Below are 15,394 nucleotides of genomic sequence, written 5' to 3'. Positions count from 1 at the left end.
CGGTGATTCACAAGCGCGTGACGCGTAAGGCTGAGGCAAACACGGGGCCTTAGGATCGGGGTTCGTCGGCCAGGGAATGCCGCGTGCTGGCGCTTCTGTCCGCGAGACAAATGGGACGAAATTCAATGATTGCTCCACTTCGACGTTGCGGCTCGGCGTTTCTTGCGTTGCTGCTGGGAACAAGCCTTCTGATTGCCGACAACGCGGCGGCCGAGGATGTGCCGGCAAAGGCGCTGTTCGGTGCCAAGGCCCTGCCGGCCGAAATGGCCGCGAACCCCTATGGTTTCTACGCGAAGGGCTGCCTTGCCGGCGGTGTCGCGATCCCGACCGACGGGCCCACCTGGCAGGCGATGCGGCTGTCGCGCAACCGACGTTGGGGTCACCCGCAGATGATCGCGCTGATCGAGCAGTTTTCGCACGATGCCGCCGAAAAGGTCGGCTGGCCGGGCCTTTTGCTCGGTGACATCTCGCAGCCGCGCGGCGGCCCGATGCTGTCGGGCCACGCGTCCCATCAGATCGGTCTCGACGCCGATATCTGGCTGACGCCGATGCCGCAGCGCACGCTCAGCTACCGCGAGCGCGAAGATATCTCCGCGACCTCGATGCTGCAGAAGAACAAGTTCCTGACGGTTGATCGCTCCATTTGGACGCCAAAACACGCGCAGCTGATCATGCTGGCCGCCAGCTACCCGCAGGTGCAGCGCGTCTTCGTCAATCCGGCGATCAAGAAGAAGCTCTGCGACACCTGGACCGGGGACCGATCGGCGCTTGGCAAGGTCCGGCCGATCTACGGTCATGACTATCATTTCCACATCCGCATCAAATGCCCCGCGGGTGCAGCGAGCTGCAAGGACCAGGCGGCGGTGCCGGCCGGCGATGGCTGCGACAAGTCGCTGGCCTGGTGGTTTACCGACGAGCCCTGGGCAAAGCCGAAGAAGAAGCCGGGCGAAAAGCCGGTGAAGCCAAGGCTCACGACCATGGCCGACCTGCCGAAAGCTTGCGCGCTGGTGCTGAACGGTCCCGCGCCCGCCTCGGAAGAGGCCGCCACGTTTGGCACGGCCTATCGGGCGGCGGCACCTGCCCCGGCGACTGAAGGTATCGAGCAGGTGATCGGCGCTGCCGCCGGAGACGTTCCGCCGACCGATATTCCAGTGCCGCTGGCCCGTCCGGCCTTGCAATGATCATGAACGCGTGAGCGGGGTGGGCGGGCTTCAACCTTCCCATTGCCGCGGCGTTCATGTATAGGGCGATCAAATCGATTTAAAGATTGATGCGAGGCCCGACATGGCGGATCGGAAATGCATTGCCCTGATCGCTCACGATCAGAAGAAGGACGATCTTGCGGCTTTCGCCAAGGTGCATGAAGCGGTTTTGTCCCAATGGCGCATCGTTGCGACAGGCACGACAGGCGGCCGTGTCCTCGATGTCTGTCCGGGGCTCGATATCACGCGCCTGAAAAGCGGTCCGCTCGGCGGCGACCAGCAGATCGGCGCGATGATCGCCACCGGCGAGGTGCAGCTTCTGATCTTCTTCGTCGATCCTCTGACGGCAATGCCGCATGACGTGGACGTCAAGGCGCTGATGCGTCTCGCGATCGTCTACGACATTCCGATGGCCCTCAACCAGGCGACAGCCGAACGGTTGATCGACTTCAACCCAAAATCATAAACGTGATCGCTTCTCATGAGTTAGGCGGCTGCGGGCGGAAAACCGGACACACTTTCCCTTATCCCGCTCTAGCTGATAGACAGCGATATACCTGCCACGACCATCAGGATGGATCTTGCGATGCCCGGCACCAGTGAAAACGCCTTCCCCTTTCCGATCCTGATCGGTGATATCGGTGGCACCAATGCCCGCTTTGCCCTGCTCCTCGATGCTTTTGCCGAGCCGAAGCAGTTGCCGCCGATCAAGACCGGCGATTTCGAAACGATCGAGGAGGCGATGCAGAAGAGCATCCTCGACAAGACCTCGGTGCAGCCGCGTTCGGCGATTCTGGCGGTGGCCGGTCCGATCCGGGGCGATGAAATTCCGCTCACCAATGCCGGCTGGGTGATCAGGCCGAAAGACATGCTCTCGAGCCTTGGCCTCGAGGACGTGCTGATCATCAACGATTTCGAGGCACAGGCGCTCGCCGTGGCTGCTCCGGCGGACGAGGATCTCGTGCAGATCGGCGGCGGTAGCGTTCGTCCCCTGACGTCGCGTGTGGTCCTCGGCCCGGGCACGGGTCTCGGCGTCGGCGGACTGGTCTTTGCCCAGCACACCTGGATCCCGGTACCGGGCGAGGGTGGCCATGTCGACATCGGCCCGCGTAGCGAACGCGACTTTCAGATCTGGCCCTTCCTCGAACCGATCGAGGGACGCATGGCCGGCGAGCAGATCCTCTGCGGGCGCGGCATCATGAATCTCTATCGCGCCGTCTGTGCCGCCGATGGCGTGGACCCGGTGCTCATCGATCCGGCGGAAGTGACGACGCACGCTCTGGCCGAGAGCGACAGGGCGGCGATCGAGACGATCTCGCTGTTCTGCACCTATCTCGGCCGCGTTGCCGGTGACATGGCGCTAATTTTCATGGCTCGCGGCGGCGTGTTCCTGGCGGGTGGCATCTCGCAGAAGATCCTGCCGGCGCTCATGAAATCGCCGTTCCGTGCCGCCTTCGAAGACAAGGCGCCGCACTCGGCGCTGATGAAGACGATCCCGACCTTTGCCGTCATTCATCCAATGGCGGCGCTCTCCGGCTTGGCCGCTTTTGCCCGCACGCCGAGGGATTTCGGTGTTGCAACGGAGGGACGCCGCTGGAGAAGCTGAGCAGTCGGCGCGCGCAAAGACTCGCCAAAGCGATACCAAACTACTATAGAGCCCCGGGAAAGGTCGGGCCGGAAACCGGCTCGCCACATTGGGTCCAGGGAAGACGGGCTTTTTGAGCGCCAGCAATAGAAAACAGTACGCGGTCGATTCCGATACGATCAGCGGAATTCTGAAACGGGTCATTGCGGAAAACGGTCGCGACCACATTCGCGGCTATGCTTTTGCCATTGCCTGTCTGGCCGTCGTCGCTGCCACAACCGGTTTCACGGCCTCGATCATGGAGACCGTGATCAACGAGGCTTTCGCCAACAAGCGGGCAGATATCGTCCTGCTCGTCTGCGGCGCGATCCTCGCAGCCTTCATTCTGCGTGGCTTCGCCACCTACGGCCAGGCCGTTGCCCTGTCGAAGATCGGCAACAACATCGTCGCGCGTTACCAGCGCCGGCTCTACGCCCATCTGATGGCGCTGAGCGTCGGCTATTTCAACGAGACGCGATCGGCACAGCTTGCAGCCCAGATCAGCCAGAATGTCAGCGGCATCCGCGACGTGCTCAACCTGACGGTCACGTCGATCGCCCGCGATCTCTTGACCCTGATTGGTCTGGTCGGCGTCATGTTCGCCAAGGACTGGTTGCTGTCGATCATCGTCTTCGTCGCGGCGCCGCCGTTGCTGCTCGGCCTGCGCTACGTTTCCAGGCGCCTGCGTTCGGCGACGCGCGAATCGATCGAGGTCAATAGCCGCGTTCTCGGCGCGATGCAGGAAACGATCCAGGGCATCACCATCGTCAAGGCCTTCACCATGGAAGGCGAACTGCGCGGCAAGGTCGATGCGATCATCGATCGGGCCGAGAACCGGGCGAACCGCATTGCGCGGTTGAGCGAGCGCACGGCGCCGATGACCGAAACCTTCGCCGGCCTCGCGATTTCTGCTGTGCTTGCCTATTCCGCCTTCCGCGCGATCTATGCGGACGTGCCGCCCGGCGCCTTCTTCGCCTTCGTGGTGGCTCTCCTGATGGCTTACGATCCGGCCCGCCGACTGGCGCGGCTGCAGGTCTCGATGGAGCGTGCTGCCGTCAATGCCCGCATGGTCTACGAAATCCTCGACACCGTGCCGCATCAGCGCGACAAGGCGGACGCCAAGGAACTGGCCTTCACGAACGCCGCAGTCGAGCTGCGCGACGTCCGCTTCCAGTACGCTAACGGCGACGAGGTTCTGAAAGGCGTCAGCTTCGTTGCAGAAGGCGGCAAGACGACGGCGCTCGTCGGCCCCTCCGGTGCCGGCAAGTCGACGGTCATCAGCCTTATCCCGCGCTTCTACGATCCGGCTTCCGGCCAGATCCTGATCGATGGGCAGGATATTGCCGACGTCACCAAGCAGTCGCTGCGCAAGAGCATCGCCTATGTGTCGCAGCAACCCTATCTCTTCGAAGGGTCGATCCGCGACAACATCCGCTATGGGCGCATCGATGCGACCGACGCGGAGATCGAGGAAGCCGCGCGGCTTGCCTATGCGCATGATTTCATTCTGGCGCAGCCGCAGGGATATGATACCCCGGTCGGCGAAAACGGCATGACGCTTTCCGGCGGCCAGCGCCAGCGGCTGTCCATCGCCCGTGCACTCGTGCGCAATGCGCCGATCCTGCTGCTCGACGAGGCCACCTCGGCGCTCGATACCGAATCGGAAGCCGCCGTGCAGAAGGCGCTCGATTACGCCATGAACGGCCGTACGGTGATCGTCATCGCGCATCGCCTTTCGACCGTCGTCAATGCCGACAAGATCATCGTCATGAAGGATGGTTCCGTCGTCGAGGAGGGCACGCATGCCGAGCTTGCACGGCGACCGGACGGTCTCTACGCTCGGCTTCACAATCTTCAGGGCCAGTCGCCTGAGGCCAAGGCGCCCGAAGCGCCGGCCGGCGCCGAAATCTAGAACATTTCCAGCAAAAGCGCGTAGCGGTTTTGCGTCCGGAAATGCGTAAGAACAATGAGATAGAGCGTTTCCCGACGCCGTTTTGACTGGGAACGCGCTAACAGCGGACGAGAAGGAAATCACCGATGGGCGAACCCGATATGAAGCTCGTGGTGGTGGGTGCTGCAGGCCGTATGGGCCAGACGCTGATACGCACGGTCCACGCGATGGACGGCGTGCGCCTGCATGCCGCCATCGAACGCCCGGGTTCTCCCTTCATCGGCCGTGACGCCGGCGAAGTGGCCGGTCTCGGGCCGATCGGCGTGCCGGTCACCGACCAGCCGCTCGAAGCGTTCGTCGAGGCGGAAGGCGTGCTTGATTTCACAGCACCCGCGGGCACCGTCGAGTTTGCCGGCCTTGCGGCCCAGGCCCGCATCGTCCATGTCATCGGGACCACCGGCTGCTCGGCCGACGACGAGGCGAAAATCCGTGCTGCTGCGCGTCACGCCCGGATCGTCAAGTCGGGCAATATGAGCCTCGGTGTGAACCTGCTCGGCGTGTTGACGGAAAAGGCGGCGCGTGCGCTCGGCCCCGCCAATTGGGATATCGAAATCCTCGAAATGCACCACAAGCACAAGGTCGATGCGCCCTCGGGCACCGCATTGCTTCTCGGCGAAGCGGCGGCGACGGGACGCGGCATCAGCCTTGCCGACAATTCGGTGCGCGTGCGTGACGGTCATACGGGCCCGCGTCCGGCCGGTACGATCGGCTTTGCGACGCTGCGCGGCGGCTCGGTCGTCGGCGAACACTCGGTCATTCTCGCCGGCGAAGGCGAGCAGGTGACGCTCTCGCACAGTGCCACGGATCGCTCGATCTTCGCGCGCGGCGCCGTCACGGCGGCGCTTTGGGCACGCAGCCAGAAACCCGGCTTCTATTCCATGCTCGACGTTCTCGGGCTCAACTGACCTTTCCACTCTCAAGTCTCAAGGGGAATTCGACATGAGCGGTACTCTCGTCCTCGTCCGGCATGGCCAGAGCGACTGGAACCTGAAGAACCTGTTTACCGGCTGGCGTGATCCGGACCTGACGGAACTCGGCGTCGCGGAAGCCAGGGCCGGCGGCAAGGCGCTTGCCGAATATGGCATCAAGTTCGACATCGCCTTCACCTCGGACCTCGTCCGTGCCCAGCGCACCTGCCAGTTCGTGCTCGACGCCGTCGGCCAGTCCTCGCTCGAAACGATCCGCGACCAGGCGCTCAACGAGCGCGACTACGGCGACCTCTCCGGCCTTAACAAGGACGACGCACGCGAGAAGTGGGGCGAAGAGCAGGTGCACATCTGGCGCCGCTCCTACGACGTGCCGCCTCCGGGCGGCGAAAGCCTGCGTGACACCGGTGCCCGCGTCTGGCCCTATTACCTGACCGAGATCCTGCCGCGCGTGCTGTCGGGCCAGAAGGTTCTGGTCGCCGCCCACGGCAACTCGCTGCGCTCGCTGGTCATGGTGCTCGATCATTTGACCAAGGAAGAGATCCTGAAGCTCAACCTCGCGACCGGCGTGCCAATGGTCTACAAGCTCAAGGCCGACTCGACGGTCGCTTCCAAGGAAGTGCTGGGCGACATGTCCGGCGCCCACTGAGCGCTGACAAAGATGGAAATGAAGAAGGGGCGCCGAGCGCCCCTTTTTTGTTTTTCCAAGCAGTTCCAGGAAAGGTGCGAAGCGGCTTTCCGTCCGGATCTGCGTGACTTGAAAGCATCAGATCGTGCCGTCCGCCGCCTTGCCGGCTTCCCAGCCGAGGATCGCGCGCTTGCGCGTCAGGCCCCAGTGGTAGCCGGTGAGATCGCCGCTCTTGCCGAGTGCGCGATGGCAGGGAACCACGAAGGAGATCGGATTACGCCCGACCGCGGCACCGACGGCGCGCGAGGCCGTCGGCTGGCCGATCGTCCCGGCGATGTTCGAATAGGTGGTGGCGCAGCCGAGCGGGATCTTCAACAATGCCTGCCAGACCCGGATCTGAAAATCGGAGCCGATCAGGAAGATATGCAGCGGCTCTTCCTGGCGCCAGCGCGAGGGATCGAAGATGCGTGCCGCATAGTAGGCGGTGGCCGCACTGTCTTCGATATAGCTGGCGTTCGGCCAGCGTTGCGCCATGTCCTCGAAGCTCGCCTGTTCGCCGCCGCCATCGTTAAAGGCGAGGCCTGCCAGGCCGCGGTCTGTGATCATCACCAGCGCCGTGCCGAAGGGCGAGGGATGGTAACCGTAGCGGATCGTCAGGCCGGTGCCGCGCGCCTTCCATTCGCCGGGCGACATCGCCTCGTGGGTGACGAACAGGTCGTGCAGGCGGCTCGGCCCTGACAGGCCGACCTCGATGCTGGTTTCGAGCAGCGGCATGTCTTCCTGGCGCAACAGGCGCTTGGCATGGTCGAGCGTCACCGCCTGGAGGAAGGCCTTCGGCGAAAGCCCGGCCCAGCGGGTGAAGACCTTCTGGAGTTGCGTCGGCGACTGCTTCAGGCGGTGCGCCACCGTTTCGAGCGACGGCTGGTCGCGATAATCCTCGGTGAGCATTTCGATCACGCGGCTGACCGTATCGTAATCGGTGCCTTTCGGCGTGATGTCTGTGGGTACGGATGTCGCAATGTTCATGGCTCTTCTCCTGTCATGTCACAGGTAATCCCTTGCTGGTCCAGGAAACCACCCGAAACTTGAACGAATGCGCGGATTTGCGTCCCATTGGTCGTTCGGCGAGCGTCAGCGGCGGCGAACGGTCGCAAGCGCACCCGAGAGGGCGAGCGCGAAGGTCTCGCGATCGTCGCGATTGAGAAACGAACCGATGTCGGTCCGGCGGCCACCACCGCTGATCGTCATCGAGATGATGCCGATTTCCTGATGGCGGGCGACATTGAAGCGGGCCCAGAACGGATTGAAGCGGTGTTCGGTGATCTGGCCCGACGGCGTGAACTTGCGCACGGAAACATCGGTTCTGGAAACGCTGACCTCTTCGCGGCTGAGCGCCGAGCGGTAATTCAGCCAGAAGGCGCCGAACAGCAGCAGGTAGTCGAGCCCGAAGAAGAACACGATCGGCCAGGCGCCGATGACGAGGAAGACAAAAGCGTGCACCAGGCTGAGCAGTCCGGCGATCAGGAAGACGATCCTGAAGCCTTTTCGCCCGAGCGAACGATAGGGCGTAAGCTCGGCGGTGAAGACCGGCGCATCCTCGGGCGGGGTGGTGACGTTGCCATTGATCATGACCTTTGACTATAGATGCATCATGAAAAACGTGAAGCCGAAATTCCCCGTCAGCGCCGCAAAACCCAAGACGAGCCGCCGCGCAACGCCGCGGGTGAAGAGCCTCTACAGCCAGGACGAGCTCAAGGAGATTTTCCGCCGCTTCTCGATCCAGCGCCCCGAGCCGAAGGGCGAGTTGGAGCACGTCAACCCGTTCACGCTCGTCGTTGCCGTGGCGCTCTCGGCGCAAGCGACCGATGCCGGCGTCAACAAGGCGACGCGCGCGCTCTTCGCCATCGCCGATACGCCGGAGAAGATGCTGGCGCTTGGGGAAGAGAAGGTCCGGGACTACATCAAGACCATCGGTCTCTACCGCAACAAGGCGAAGAACGTCATCGCGCTCAGCGAAAAGCTGATCCGCGATTTCGGTGGCGAAGTGCCGCGCACGCGGGAGGAACTGGTGACCCTTCCGGGGGTCGGTCGCAAGACCGCCAATGTGGTGTTGTCGATGGCCTTCGGCCAGTCGACGATCGCCGTCGACACCCACATCCTCCGCATCGCCAACCGCCTCTGTCTGGCACCGGGCAAGACCCCAGACGAGGTGGAAGACAAGCTGATCAAGATCATCCCGGATGAATACCTCTACCACGCGCATCACTGGCTGATCCTGCACGGGCGCTACTGTTGCAAGGCGCGCAAGCCCGAATGCGAGCGCTGCGTCATCGCCGATCTCTGCAAGTCGCCGGAAAAGACCTGCGATATCCCGGCGCCGCTCGTCGAACTGCCGCCGCAGATCATCTCCGCCGCAGGCTGAGGCACCCTGGTGTTGTCTTGACGGTCGGCGTCAGGCCGACACCAGCCGGTCGATCAGCGTGCCGATCGTCTCCGCGTAAAGCTCGGCCGAAGCACCATCGGCGATGTCGAGCGCCGCGCGATCGAAGGCGGCCGAAAGCAGCGAGGCCATGGCCGACAGCCTTTCCGGGCCCGGCACTGCCGGCGCCATCGCCTCGGCAATGCCCTCCTCCAGGGTTCTCTGGGCATTGGCCGCGTCGATCGCGGCCATTTCCTGCTTGCCGAGCACCGCCGGCCCGTCGAGCAGCAGCAGACGGATTCGGCCCGGCTCGCGCATCGCGTCGAAATAGGCGCGGGCACCGACTTTCAGTGCGTCGCGGGGCGTGAGGTCGTTGGCCGTTGCCTGCTCGATCGATATCGCCACTGCGCCCGCCTCCCGCTCCGCCACGGCACGGAACAATGCCTTCTTGTCTTCGAAGTGGTGATAGAGCGCGCCGCGGGTCAATCCGGCGGCGGCAACAATATCGGGCGTGGAGGTATCGGCATAACCCCGGGTGACGAAAAGGCCACGCGCGGCATCGAGGATCGCGGTGCGCGTCGTGTCGGATCGCTCGCGATTGGAGCGACGGGAGACTTCCTGTTGCATACATGCAGCCTGTATGTTAATTAAAGATACATACAGATTGTATGATATTGCCGGAGCGAGGGAAAGCCATGAAATCGACGAGCTACTATCCTGTCATCATGACATCAGATGTTGCCGCCACCGCCGCCTTTTACATCGAGCACTTCCGCTTCCAGGCGCTCTTCACCAGCGATTGGTATGTGCATCTGCAGTCGGTCGAGGACGAGCATGTGACGCTGGCGGTGCTCGACTACCGCCACGAGACGATCCCGGAGGAAGCACGTACGCCCACCCGCGGTCTTCTGCTGAATTTTGAGGTCGAGGATCCGGATCGCATTTACGCGCAAGCGGTTGCCGCCGGGCTTCCGATCCTGAAGACGTTGCGAGACGAGGTCTTCGGTCAGCGTCATTTCATCACCGCCGATCCGAACGGCGTGCTGATCGATGTCATCAAGCCGATCCCGCCGAGCGCCGAATTCGCCGCAGCTTACGACGAAAGCGCGCTTCCGACGGCCTGATGCGATGGCCCCACGTCTTTTGTCTTCCAAATGGCCGGAAAACCGGTATTAACGAACACCGGCCATCACGGAGACCGGACGAGGTTCATGACAAAATACGACGTGCTGACGATCGGCAATGCCATCGTTGATATCATCGCGCGCTGCGACGATGCCTTTCTCAATGAAAACGGCATCATAAAGGGCGCCATGAACCTCATCGATGCCGAACGAGCCGAGTTGTTGTACTCGCGCATGGGCCCGGCCGTCGAAGCGTCCGGCGGCAGCGCCGGCAATACGGCAGCCGGTGTCGCCAGCCTTGGCGGTCGCGCCGCCTACTTCGGCAAGACCGCGAGCGACCAGCTCGGCGAGATCTTCGCGCACGACATCCGCGCCCAGGGCGTTTACTTCCAGACGAAGCCGCTCGAAAACGTGCCGCCGACCGCGCGCTCGATGATCTTCGTCACCGAGGATGGCGAGCGCTCGATGAACACTTATCTCGGCGCCTGCGTCGAGCTTGGCCCCGAGGATGTGGAGGCCGACGTCGTCGCTGAGGCCAAGGTCACCTATTTCGAAGGCTATCTCTGGGATCCGCCGCGGGCCAAGGACGCCATCCGCGAGACCGCGCGGATCGCCCACGAAAACGGCCGCGAAACCGCGATCACGCTGTCCGACAGCTTCTGCGTTCACCGCTATCGCGAGGAGTTCCTCGAACTCATGCGATCAGGCACGGTCGATATCGTCTTCGCCAACAGGCAGGAAGCGTTGGCCCTCTACGAGACCGAAGACTTCGATCTGGCGCTGGAAAAACTCTCGAAGGATTGCAAGCTCGCTGCCGTGACTCTCAGCGAAGAAGGCTCGGTGGTCGTGCGTGGAGAGGAGCGGGTTCGGGTCCGCGCAACGCCGATCGCCCAGGTCGTCGATACGACCGGTGCCGGCGACCTCTATGCCGCGGGCTTCCTGCACGGCTACACGACCGGACGCTCGCTCGAAGACTGCAGCAGGCTCGGCAATCTCGCCGCCGGCATTGTCATCGGTCAGATCGGCCCGCGGCCGATGGTCTCGCTGGAAACGGCCGCCAAGCAGGCGGGTCTCGCCTGATTCGTCCTGATTGAATTTTGTGAAAAGCAGGCGTGGCCTTACTTGAAGGCCTCGCCGGGATAGGCGCCCCAGATCTCGCTCTGGGCGATCCAGCCTTCGACGCCCTGCGTCTCGGCATGGCACCAGTCGCCATTGCATTCGCCGACATGCACGATGACCCCCGGCTCCATGCGGGCGACGATCGGGGATGTACCCTGCGGATCGCGGCGCATGTTGACGAAGACGCCTTCGCCCTTGCCGCGCATCCAGGGCGCTGCGACGGCTGTACGGTCGCCGGAAAGCAGCGCCTGGTTGACCCAGCCTTCGGTGCCGTCGGCGTCGCGGATACGGCGCCAGTTATCGTATTCCTGGATGATCTCCACGGGAACGCCGGGCTTCATGTAGCGGAAGGCGACCGCGTAATCGACGCTCGGGCCGATCCGGAGATTGACGCTCTTCGACTTGAGGCTCACGAAGCGCGGCAGCGGCAGTCCGCTGGCGCCCTTGGCAGCTTGAGCGTAAGCCGCCGACGCCATGATCCCGGCGCCAAGGCAGGCGGCGATCAACGAGAACGAGAATCTGGAAATGACATGACGCATGACGAAGCTCATTTTCCGTGGCACTAGCTTTTGCGGGCGCAGTTCACCTGGGGCCCAACACACGGGCTGAAATCGCGGGGACGAACGCGCGAGTTTTGTTTGTCTTCCCGGTGGGGTCTGGTAGAAATTGCGGCTACAGGGAGAAAGTATCGCCCAACTTGGTTAAGGACCCGTCAACAAGGCCCGTCGCAGCAATGACAAGCAAGAAGAAGCCCACGGTCTACATCACCCGTAAACTGCCTGATATCGTCGAGACGCGCATGCGCGAACTTTTCGATGCGGAGTTGAACATCGACGACACGCCGCGCAGCCAGCCCGAGCTCGTCGCGGCGGTGAAGCGCGCCGACGTGCTGGTGCCGACAGTGACCGATCGCATCGATGCGGCGCTGATCGAGCAGGCCGGCCCACAGCTGAAGCTGATCGCCAGCTTCTCGAATGGGGTCGACAATATCGACGTCGACGCCGCAGCGCGCAAAGGCATCACCGTCACCAACACGCCGAACGTGTTGACGGAGGACACCGCCGACATGGCGATGGCGTTGATTCTCGCAGTGCCGCGCCGGCTTGCCGAAGGTGCGCAGATCCTGACCGATCGCAAGGGCGAATGGGCCGGGTGGTCGCCGACCTGGATGCTCGGCCGGCGCATTGCCGGAAAGCGCATCGGCATCGTCGGCATGGGCCGGATCGGCACCGCGGTCGCACGCCGCGCCAAGGCCTTCGGCCTTTCGATCCACTATCACAACCGTCACCGGGTGAACGCCGAAACCGAAGAGATGCTGGAGGCGACCTACTGGGACAGCCTCGACCAGATGCTTGCCCGCGTCGATATCGTCTCGGTCAACTGCCCGTCGACGCCGGCGACCTATCACCTGCTCTCGGCCCGGCGCCTGGCGCTGATGCGGCCCGACAGCTATATCGTCAACACAGCCCGCGGCGGCATCATCGACGAGACGGCGCTGATCAAGTCCCTGCGCGAAGGCAAGATAGCCGGTGCCGGCCTCGACGTTTTCGAGAACGAGCCCGCGGTCAATCCGAAGCTGATCAAGCTCGCGGGCGAAGGCAAGGTCGTGCTCCTGCCGCATATGAGTTCGGCGACGCTCGAGGGCCGCATCGACATGGGCGACAAGGTGGTGATCAACATCCGCACCTTCTTCGACGGCCATCGCCCGCCGGACCGCGTGCTTCCGGGCCGCGACTGATCGCGGAGCGCCGCACGGTCCTGCCGTGCGGTTGTCCGTCCGTCCTGCTCAAAGTCAGAAGCTAGAGCGTCTTGCGCATCTCGATCGCCGTCGGCCGGGTAAAGCCGGGGTGGCACATCGTACCGGTTTTGACGAAGCCCCAGGCGGCGAACGCCCGGTGGTTTTCGGTGAGTTCGATGCGGGTGAGTAGCCGCAATGCGGAAAGGCCGAGCGCTCGCGCTGTCGCCTCCGCTTCCGCGAGCAGCAACCGGCCGATACCCTTTCCCTGTGTCTGCGGGGCAACCGCGAGCTTGCCGATATAGAGACAATCGGCTTCAGGCTTGCAAAAGATGCAGCCGACAAGCCGCGCGCCGTCGCTGACGCCAAAGGCGATCTCGTCGGCAATCTTTTGCCGGAGCGATTCAATGCTCAAGGCATGTGCTGACGACGGTGGGTCGATCCGTCCGTCCATGTAGGAGAAGGCGCCAAGGATCAGCTTCAGCAGCTCCTCGTGCCGGTCGAAGCTTTCACTGATGCGGAAGATCTGCACCATGATCGGCCTACGCTCTGCGACGGTAACGGATGGTGTTGAACTGCGCCGTCAGAGCATCATACATCAACAGGCGCCCGACCAGCGGTTCACCGAAACCGGCGATCACCTTGATCGCCTCCATCGCCTGCAATGTACCGATGACGCCGGTCAAGGCGCCGACGATGCCCGCTTCGGCACAGGAGGGCACGACGCCGGCCGGCGGCGGTTCCGGGAACAGATCGCGATAGGAGGGGTTCGGCCGCCCATCGCTGCCTGCCTTGTACGGCATCAGCACCGTCAGCGATCCGTCGAAGCGGCCGACGGCGCCGGTTACCAGCGGAATGCCGACCGCCGCTGCCGTATCGGCTGCGAGATAGCGCGTGTCGAAATTGTCCGAGCCGTCGATCACCAGGTGATATTGCCGGAACAGGGCCTCGGCATTGTCGGGGTTGAGCCGCAGCCTGTGTTCGTCGACGCTGACATGCGGGTTGAGTGAACCGATCGCTTCGGCTACCCGTTCGACCTTGGCGCGATCGATGTCCTCGGTGCGGTGAATGATCTGCCGCTGGAGGTTCGAGAGCGCAACGATGTCGTCGTCGACGACGCCGATCCGGCCGATGCCAGCGGCCGCGAGATAGACGAGCACCGGGGCGCCGAGCCCGCCGGCGCCGATCACCAGCACACGCGCCGCTTTGAGTTTTTGCTGCCCCGCGCCGCCGATTTCCGGCAGCACGATATGGCGGGCGTAGCGGGCGATCTCCGATTGGTCGAGCTTGTTCTCACCGGTCATGCAACATCCTCCTCATCCGGGCGGCCGATCGATTCTCAAGCGAGAGCGGATGCGGGCGGAAAACCGCACACACTTTTCCTCATCCGCTCTTGCTTATCCCGTAACGCTCCCGTGCGAAACGGTCAGGAAGCGACCGCGTTCGCCAAGCGCCTCGAACATGGCCTGGTCGGTACCGGTCATGAAGGCCTGGCCGCCAAGACCATCGACGAGGTCGAACAGCGCCGCACGCCGGTTGACGTCGAGATGCGCGGCGATCTCGTCAAGCAACAGGATCGGCGCGTGGCCAGTCATGTCGCCGACGAGGCGCGCATGCGCCAGCACCAGTCCGACGAGCAGCGCCTTCTGCTCGCCGGTCGAGCAGCGTGCGGCTTCCATGTCCTTGTCCCGATGACGCACCAGCAGGTCGCTTCGGTGCGGTCCATCGAGCGTCCGGCCCGCCCCTGCGTCGCGCGGCCGTCCGTCGCGCAGCATTGTCAGATATTGCTCTTCGAGATCATAGGCCGGGCGATGACCCTCGTCGTCGAGAAAGCCGGACAGCGCCAGGCGGGCGGACGGAAAAACGCTGTCATCGACATTCCGCTCGACGAGCGCGGTCAAGAGGCCGAGCATTTCCTGCCTTGCCAGCGCCATGGAGACGCCGAGACCGGCCATCTCTCGCTCAATCGCCGTCAGCCAGGACGGATCCGGGCGAAACTCGCCGAGCAGCCGGTTGCGGCTGCGCATCGCCCGATCGAATTCGCTGGCGCGTCGGCCATGCTCCGGATCGAGCGAAAGCACCAGCCGATCGAGGAACCGCCGCCGGTCGGCCGAAGGCCCGGTGAAGAGCCCGTCCATCGATGGCGTCAGCCAGAGAACGCGCAGGTGATCCGTCAGTTCGTCGACGGTTGATGCCGGCGTTCCGTTGAGCCGCAGCCGCCGGGATTGGCCCTCGGTTACCCCGGCGGTGCCGGTGCCGATTTCGACCGGCCCCTCCATGCCCTCGACCTCCGCAAAGACGGAAAACCCGTCGCTCGCGCCGACACGGGTGACGTCGGCATAGGCCGCGCGCCTCAAGCCCCGTCCTGGTGAGAGGAAGGAAACCGCTTCCATCAAATTGGTCTTGCCGGCGCCGTTCTCTCCCGTCAGCACCACATGGCGCTGGTCGAGCTCCAGCGAGAGAGCCGCATAATTGCGGAACTCCGTGAGCTTCAAGCGGTTGAGAAAGACCTTGTGGGGCATGGGCAAACCGGATTCGACGTTGGGCGCCAGCTACAGCGCCGCGCGTCTTATGAGACGCGCAAAGGTCGCTGTAGCACTTTGAATTGCTGCATGTCTTCGTCCTTAAATCGAGGTCGATTTAAGGAGACATGCAGTAGGACGAAA

General features: G+C 63.4%; 17 protein-coding genes. 10 read left to right on the top strand and 7 right to left on the bottom strand.

From position 1 onward, the window contains the following. Positions 1-125 precede the first annotated feature (125 nt). From mepA to ACTJKE_RS32210, 6 genes are all read left to right on the top strand, one after another. A complete protein-coding gene (gene mepA / locus ACTJKE_RS32235) occupies positions 126-1,181 on the top strand; it encodes a penicillin-insensitive murein endopeptidase (RefSeq protein WP_440693498.1) in 1,056 nt (351 codons plus the stop codon). Between the two features lie 103 nt (positions 1,182-1,284). Then, positions 1,285-1,668, top strand: a complete 384-nt coding sequence (locus ACTJKE_RS32230; protein ID WP_057247741.1) for a methylglyoxal synthase — start codon at positions 1,285-1,287, stop codon at positions 1,666-1,668. Positions 1,669-1,788: 120 nt separating this feature from the next. Further along, positions 1,789-2,808, top strand: coding sequence for a glucokinase (locus ACTJKE_RS32225; RefSeq protein ID WP_058324620.1), 1,020 nt, complete (start codon positions 1,789-1,791; stop codon positions 2,806-2,808). 112 nt (positions 2,809-2,920) lie between these two features. Beyond that, entirely contained in the window at positions 2,921-4,738 is a 1,818-nt protein-coding gene (locus ACTJKE_RS32220) for an ABC transporter ATP-binding protein (protein ID WP_440693495.1), read from the top strand. Between the two features lie 125 nt (positions 4,739-4,863). Beyond that, the gene (gene dapB, locus ACTJKE_RS32215; RefSeq protein WP_057247743.1) at positions 4,864-5,682 is read left to right on the top strand and encodes a 4-hydroxy-tetrahydrodipicolinate reductase; all 819 of its coding nucleotides are present in this window, start codon (positions 4,864-4,866) and stop codon (positions 5,680-5,682) included. A gap of 34 nt (positions 5,683-5,716) precedes the next feature. Next, positions 5,717-6,352: a 2,3-bisphosphoglycerate-dependent phosphoglycerate mutase gene (locus tag ACTJKE_RS32210; protein ID WP_058328325.1), complete on the top strand. Its 636-nt coding sequence runs from the start codon at positions 5,717-5,719 to the stop codon at positions 6,350-6,352. Positions 6,353-6,469: 117 nt separating this feature from the next. On the opposite strand, the gene ACTJKE_RS32205 is transcribed toward ACTJKE_RS32210, so the two are convergent. Both ACTJKE_RS32205 and ACTJKE_RS32200 read right to left on the bottom strand, forming a co-directional pair. Beyond that, on the bottom strand, positions 6,470-7,357 hold the full coding sequence (locus ACTJKE_RS32205) for a methylated-DNA--[protein]-cysteine S-methyltransferase (protein ID WP_058324472.1): 888 nt from the start codon (positions 7,355-7,357) through the stop codon (positions 6,470-6,472). Positions 7,358-7,462: 105 nt separating this feature from the next. Then, positions 7,463-7,960: a DUF2244 domain-containing protein gene (locus tag ACTJKE_RS32200; protein ID WP_057247746.1), complete on the bottom strand. Its 498-nt coding sequence runs from the start codon at positions 7,958-7,960 to the stop codon at positions 7,463-7,465. 22 nt (positions 7,961-7,982) lie between these two features. Here ACTJKE_RS32200 and nth point away from each other — a divergent pair, with 22 nt between their 5' ends. Then, on the top strand, positions 7,983-8,753 hold the full coding sequence (nth, locus tag ACTJKE_RS32195; RefSeq protein WP_058328341.1) for an endonuclease III: 771 nt from the start codon (positions 7,983-7,985) through the stop codon (positions 8,751-8,753). 30 nt (positions 8,754-8,783) lie between these two features. Here the strand turns inward: nth and ACTJKE_RS32190 are convergent, their stop codons facing one another. After that, positions 8,784-9,377 carry a TetR/AcrR family transcriptional regulator gene (locus tag ACTJKE_RS32190; protein ID WP_057247747.1) on the bottom strand — a complete coding sequence of 198 codons (594 nt, stop codon included), beginning with the start codon at positions 9,375-9,377 and terminating at the stop codon, positions 8,784-8,786. 68 nt (positions 9,378-9,445) lie between these two features. Between ACTJKE_RS32190 and ACTJKE_RS32185 the strand changes: the two genes are divergently transcribed. Next, positions 9,446-9,874 (top strand): VOC family protein, encoded by a 429-nt coding sequence (locus ACTJKE_RS32185; RefSeq protein WP_057247748.1) that lies wholly within the window; start codon positions 9,446-9,448, stop codon positions 9,872-9,874. An 87-nt stretch (positions 9,875-9,961) separates the two neighbouring features. Further along, a complete protein-coding gene (locus ACTJKE_RS32180) occupies positions 9,962-10,954 on the top strand; it encodes an adenosine kinase (protein ID WP_057247749.1) in 993 nt (330 codons plus the stop codon). Positions 10,955-10,992: 38 nt separating this feature from the next. On the opposite strand, the gene ACTJKE_RS32175 is transcribed toward ACTJKE_RS32180, so the two are convergent. Further along, positions 10,993-11,544 carry an SH3 domain-containing protein gene (locus ACTJKE_RS32175; RefSeq protein ID WP_057247750.1) on the bottom strand — a complete coding sequence of 184 codons (552 nt, stop codon included), beginning with the start codon at positions 11,542-11,544 and terminating at the stop codon, positions 10,993-10,995. A gap of 182 nt (positions 11,545-11,726) precedes the next feature. On the opposite strand from ACTJKE_RS32175, the gene ACTJKE_RS32170 reads away from it, so the two are divergent. Further along, positions 11,727-12,731 carry a 2-hydroxyacid dehydrogenase gene (locus ACTJKE_RS32170; RefSeq protein WP_057247751.1) on the top strand — a complete coding sequence of 335 codons (1,005 nt, stop codon included), beginning with the start codon at positions 11,727-11,729 and terminating at the stop codon, positions 12,729-12,731. A 61-nt stretch (positions 12,732-12,792) separates the two neighbouring features. Here ACTJKE_RS32170 and ACTJKE_RS32165 read toward each other — a convergent pair whose 3' ends face one another. From ACTJKE_RS32165 to recF, 3 genes are all read right to left on the bottom strand, one after another. Next, entirely contained in the window at positions 12,793-13,263 is a 471-nt protein-coding gene (locus ACTJKE_RS32165; RefSeq protein ID WP_425985878.1) for a GNAT family N-acetyltransferase, read from the bottom strand. A 7-nt stretch (positions 13,264-13,270) separates the two neighbouring features. Beyond that, a complete protein-coding gene (locus ACTJKE_RS32160) occupies positions 13,271-14,032 on the bottom strand; it encodes a molybdopterin-synthase adenylyltransferase MoeB (RefSeq protein ID WP_113132914.1) in 762 nt (253 codons plus the stop codon). A 93-nt stretch (positions 14,033-14,125) separates the two neighbouring features. Then, the gene (gene recF / locus ACTJKE_RS32155) at positions 14,126-15,250 is read right to left on the bottom strand and encodes a DNA replication/repair protein RecF (RefSeq protein ID WP_440693492.1); all 1,125 of its coding nucleotides are present in this window, start codon (positions 15,248-15,250) and stop codon (positions 14,126-14,128) included. Positions 15,251-15,394 lie beyond the last annotated feature (144 nt).

It is taken from the genome of Ensifer sp. 22521, from assembly GCF_052044795.1.
Lineage (GTDB): Bacteria > Pseudomonadota > Alphaproteobacteria > Rhizobiales > Rhizobiaceae > Ensifer.
Note: the sequence above shows the minus strand (reverse complement) of the source record. Positions and strands in the feature narration are given on the sequence as shown.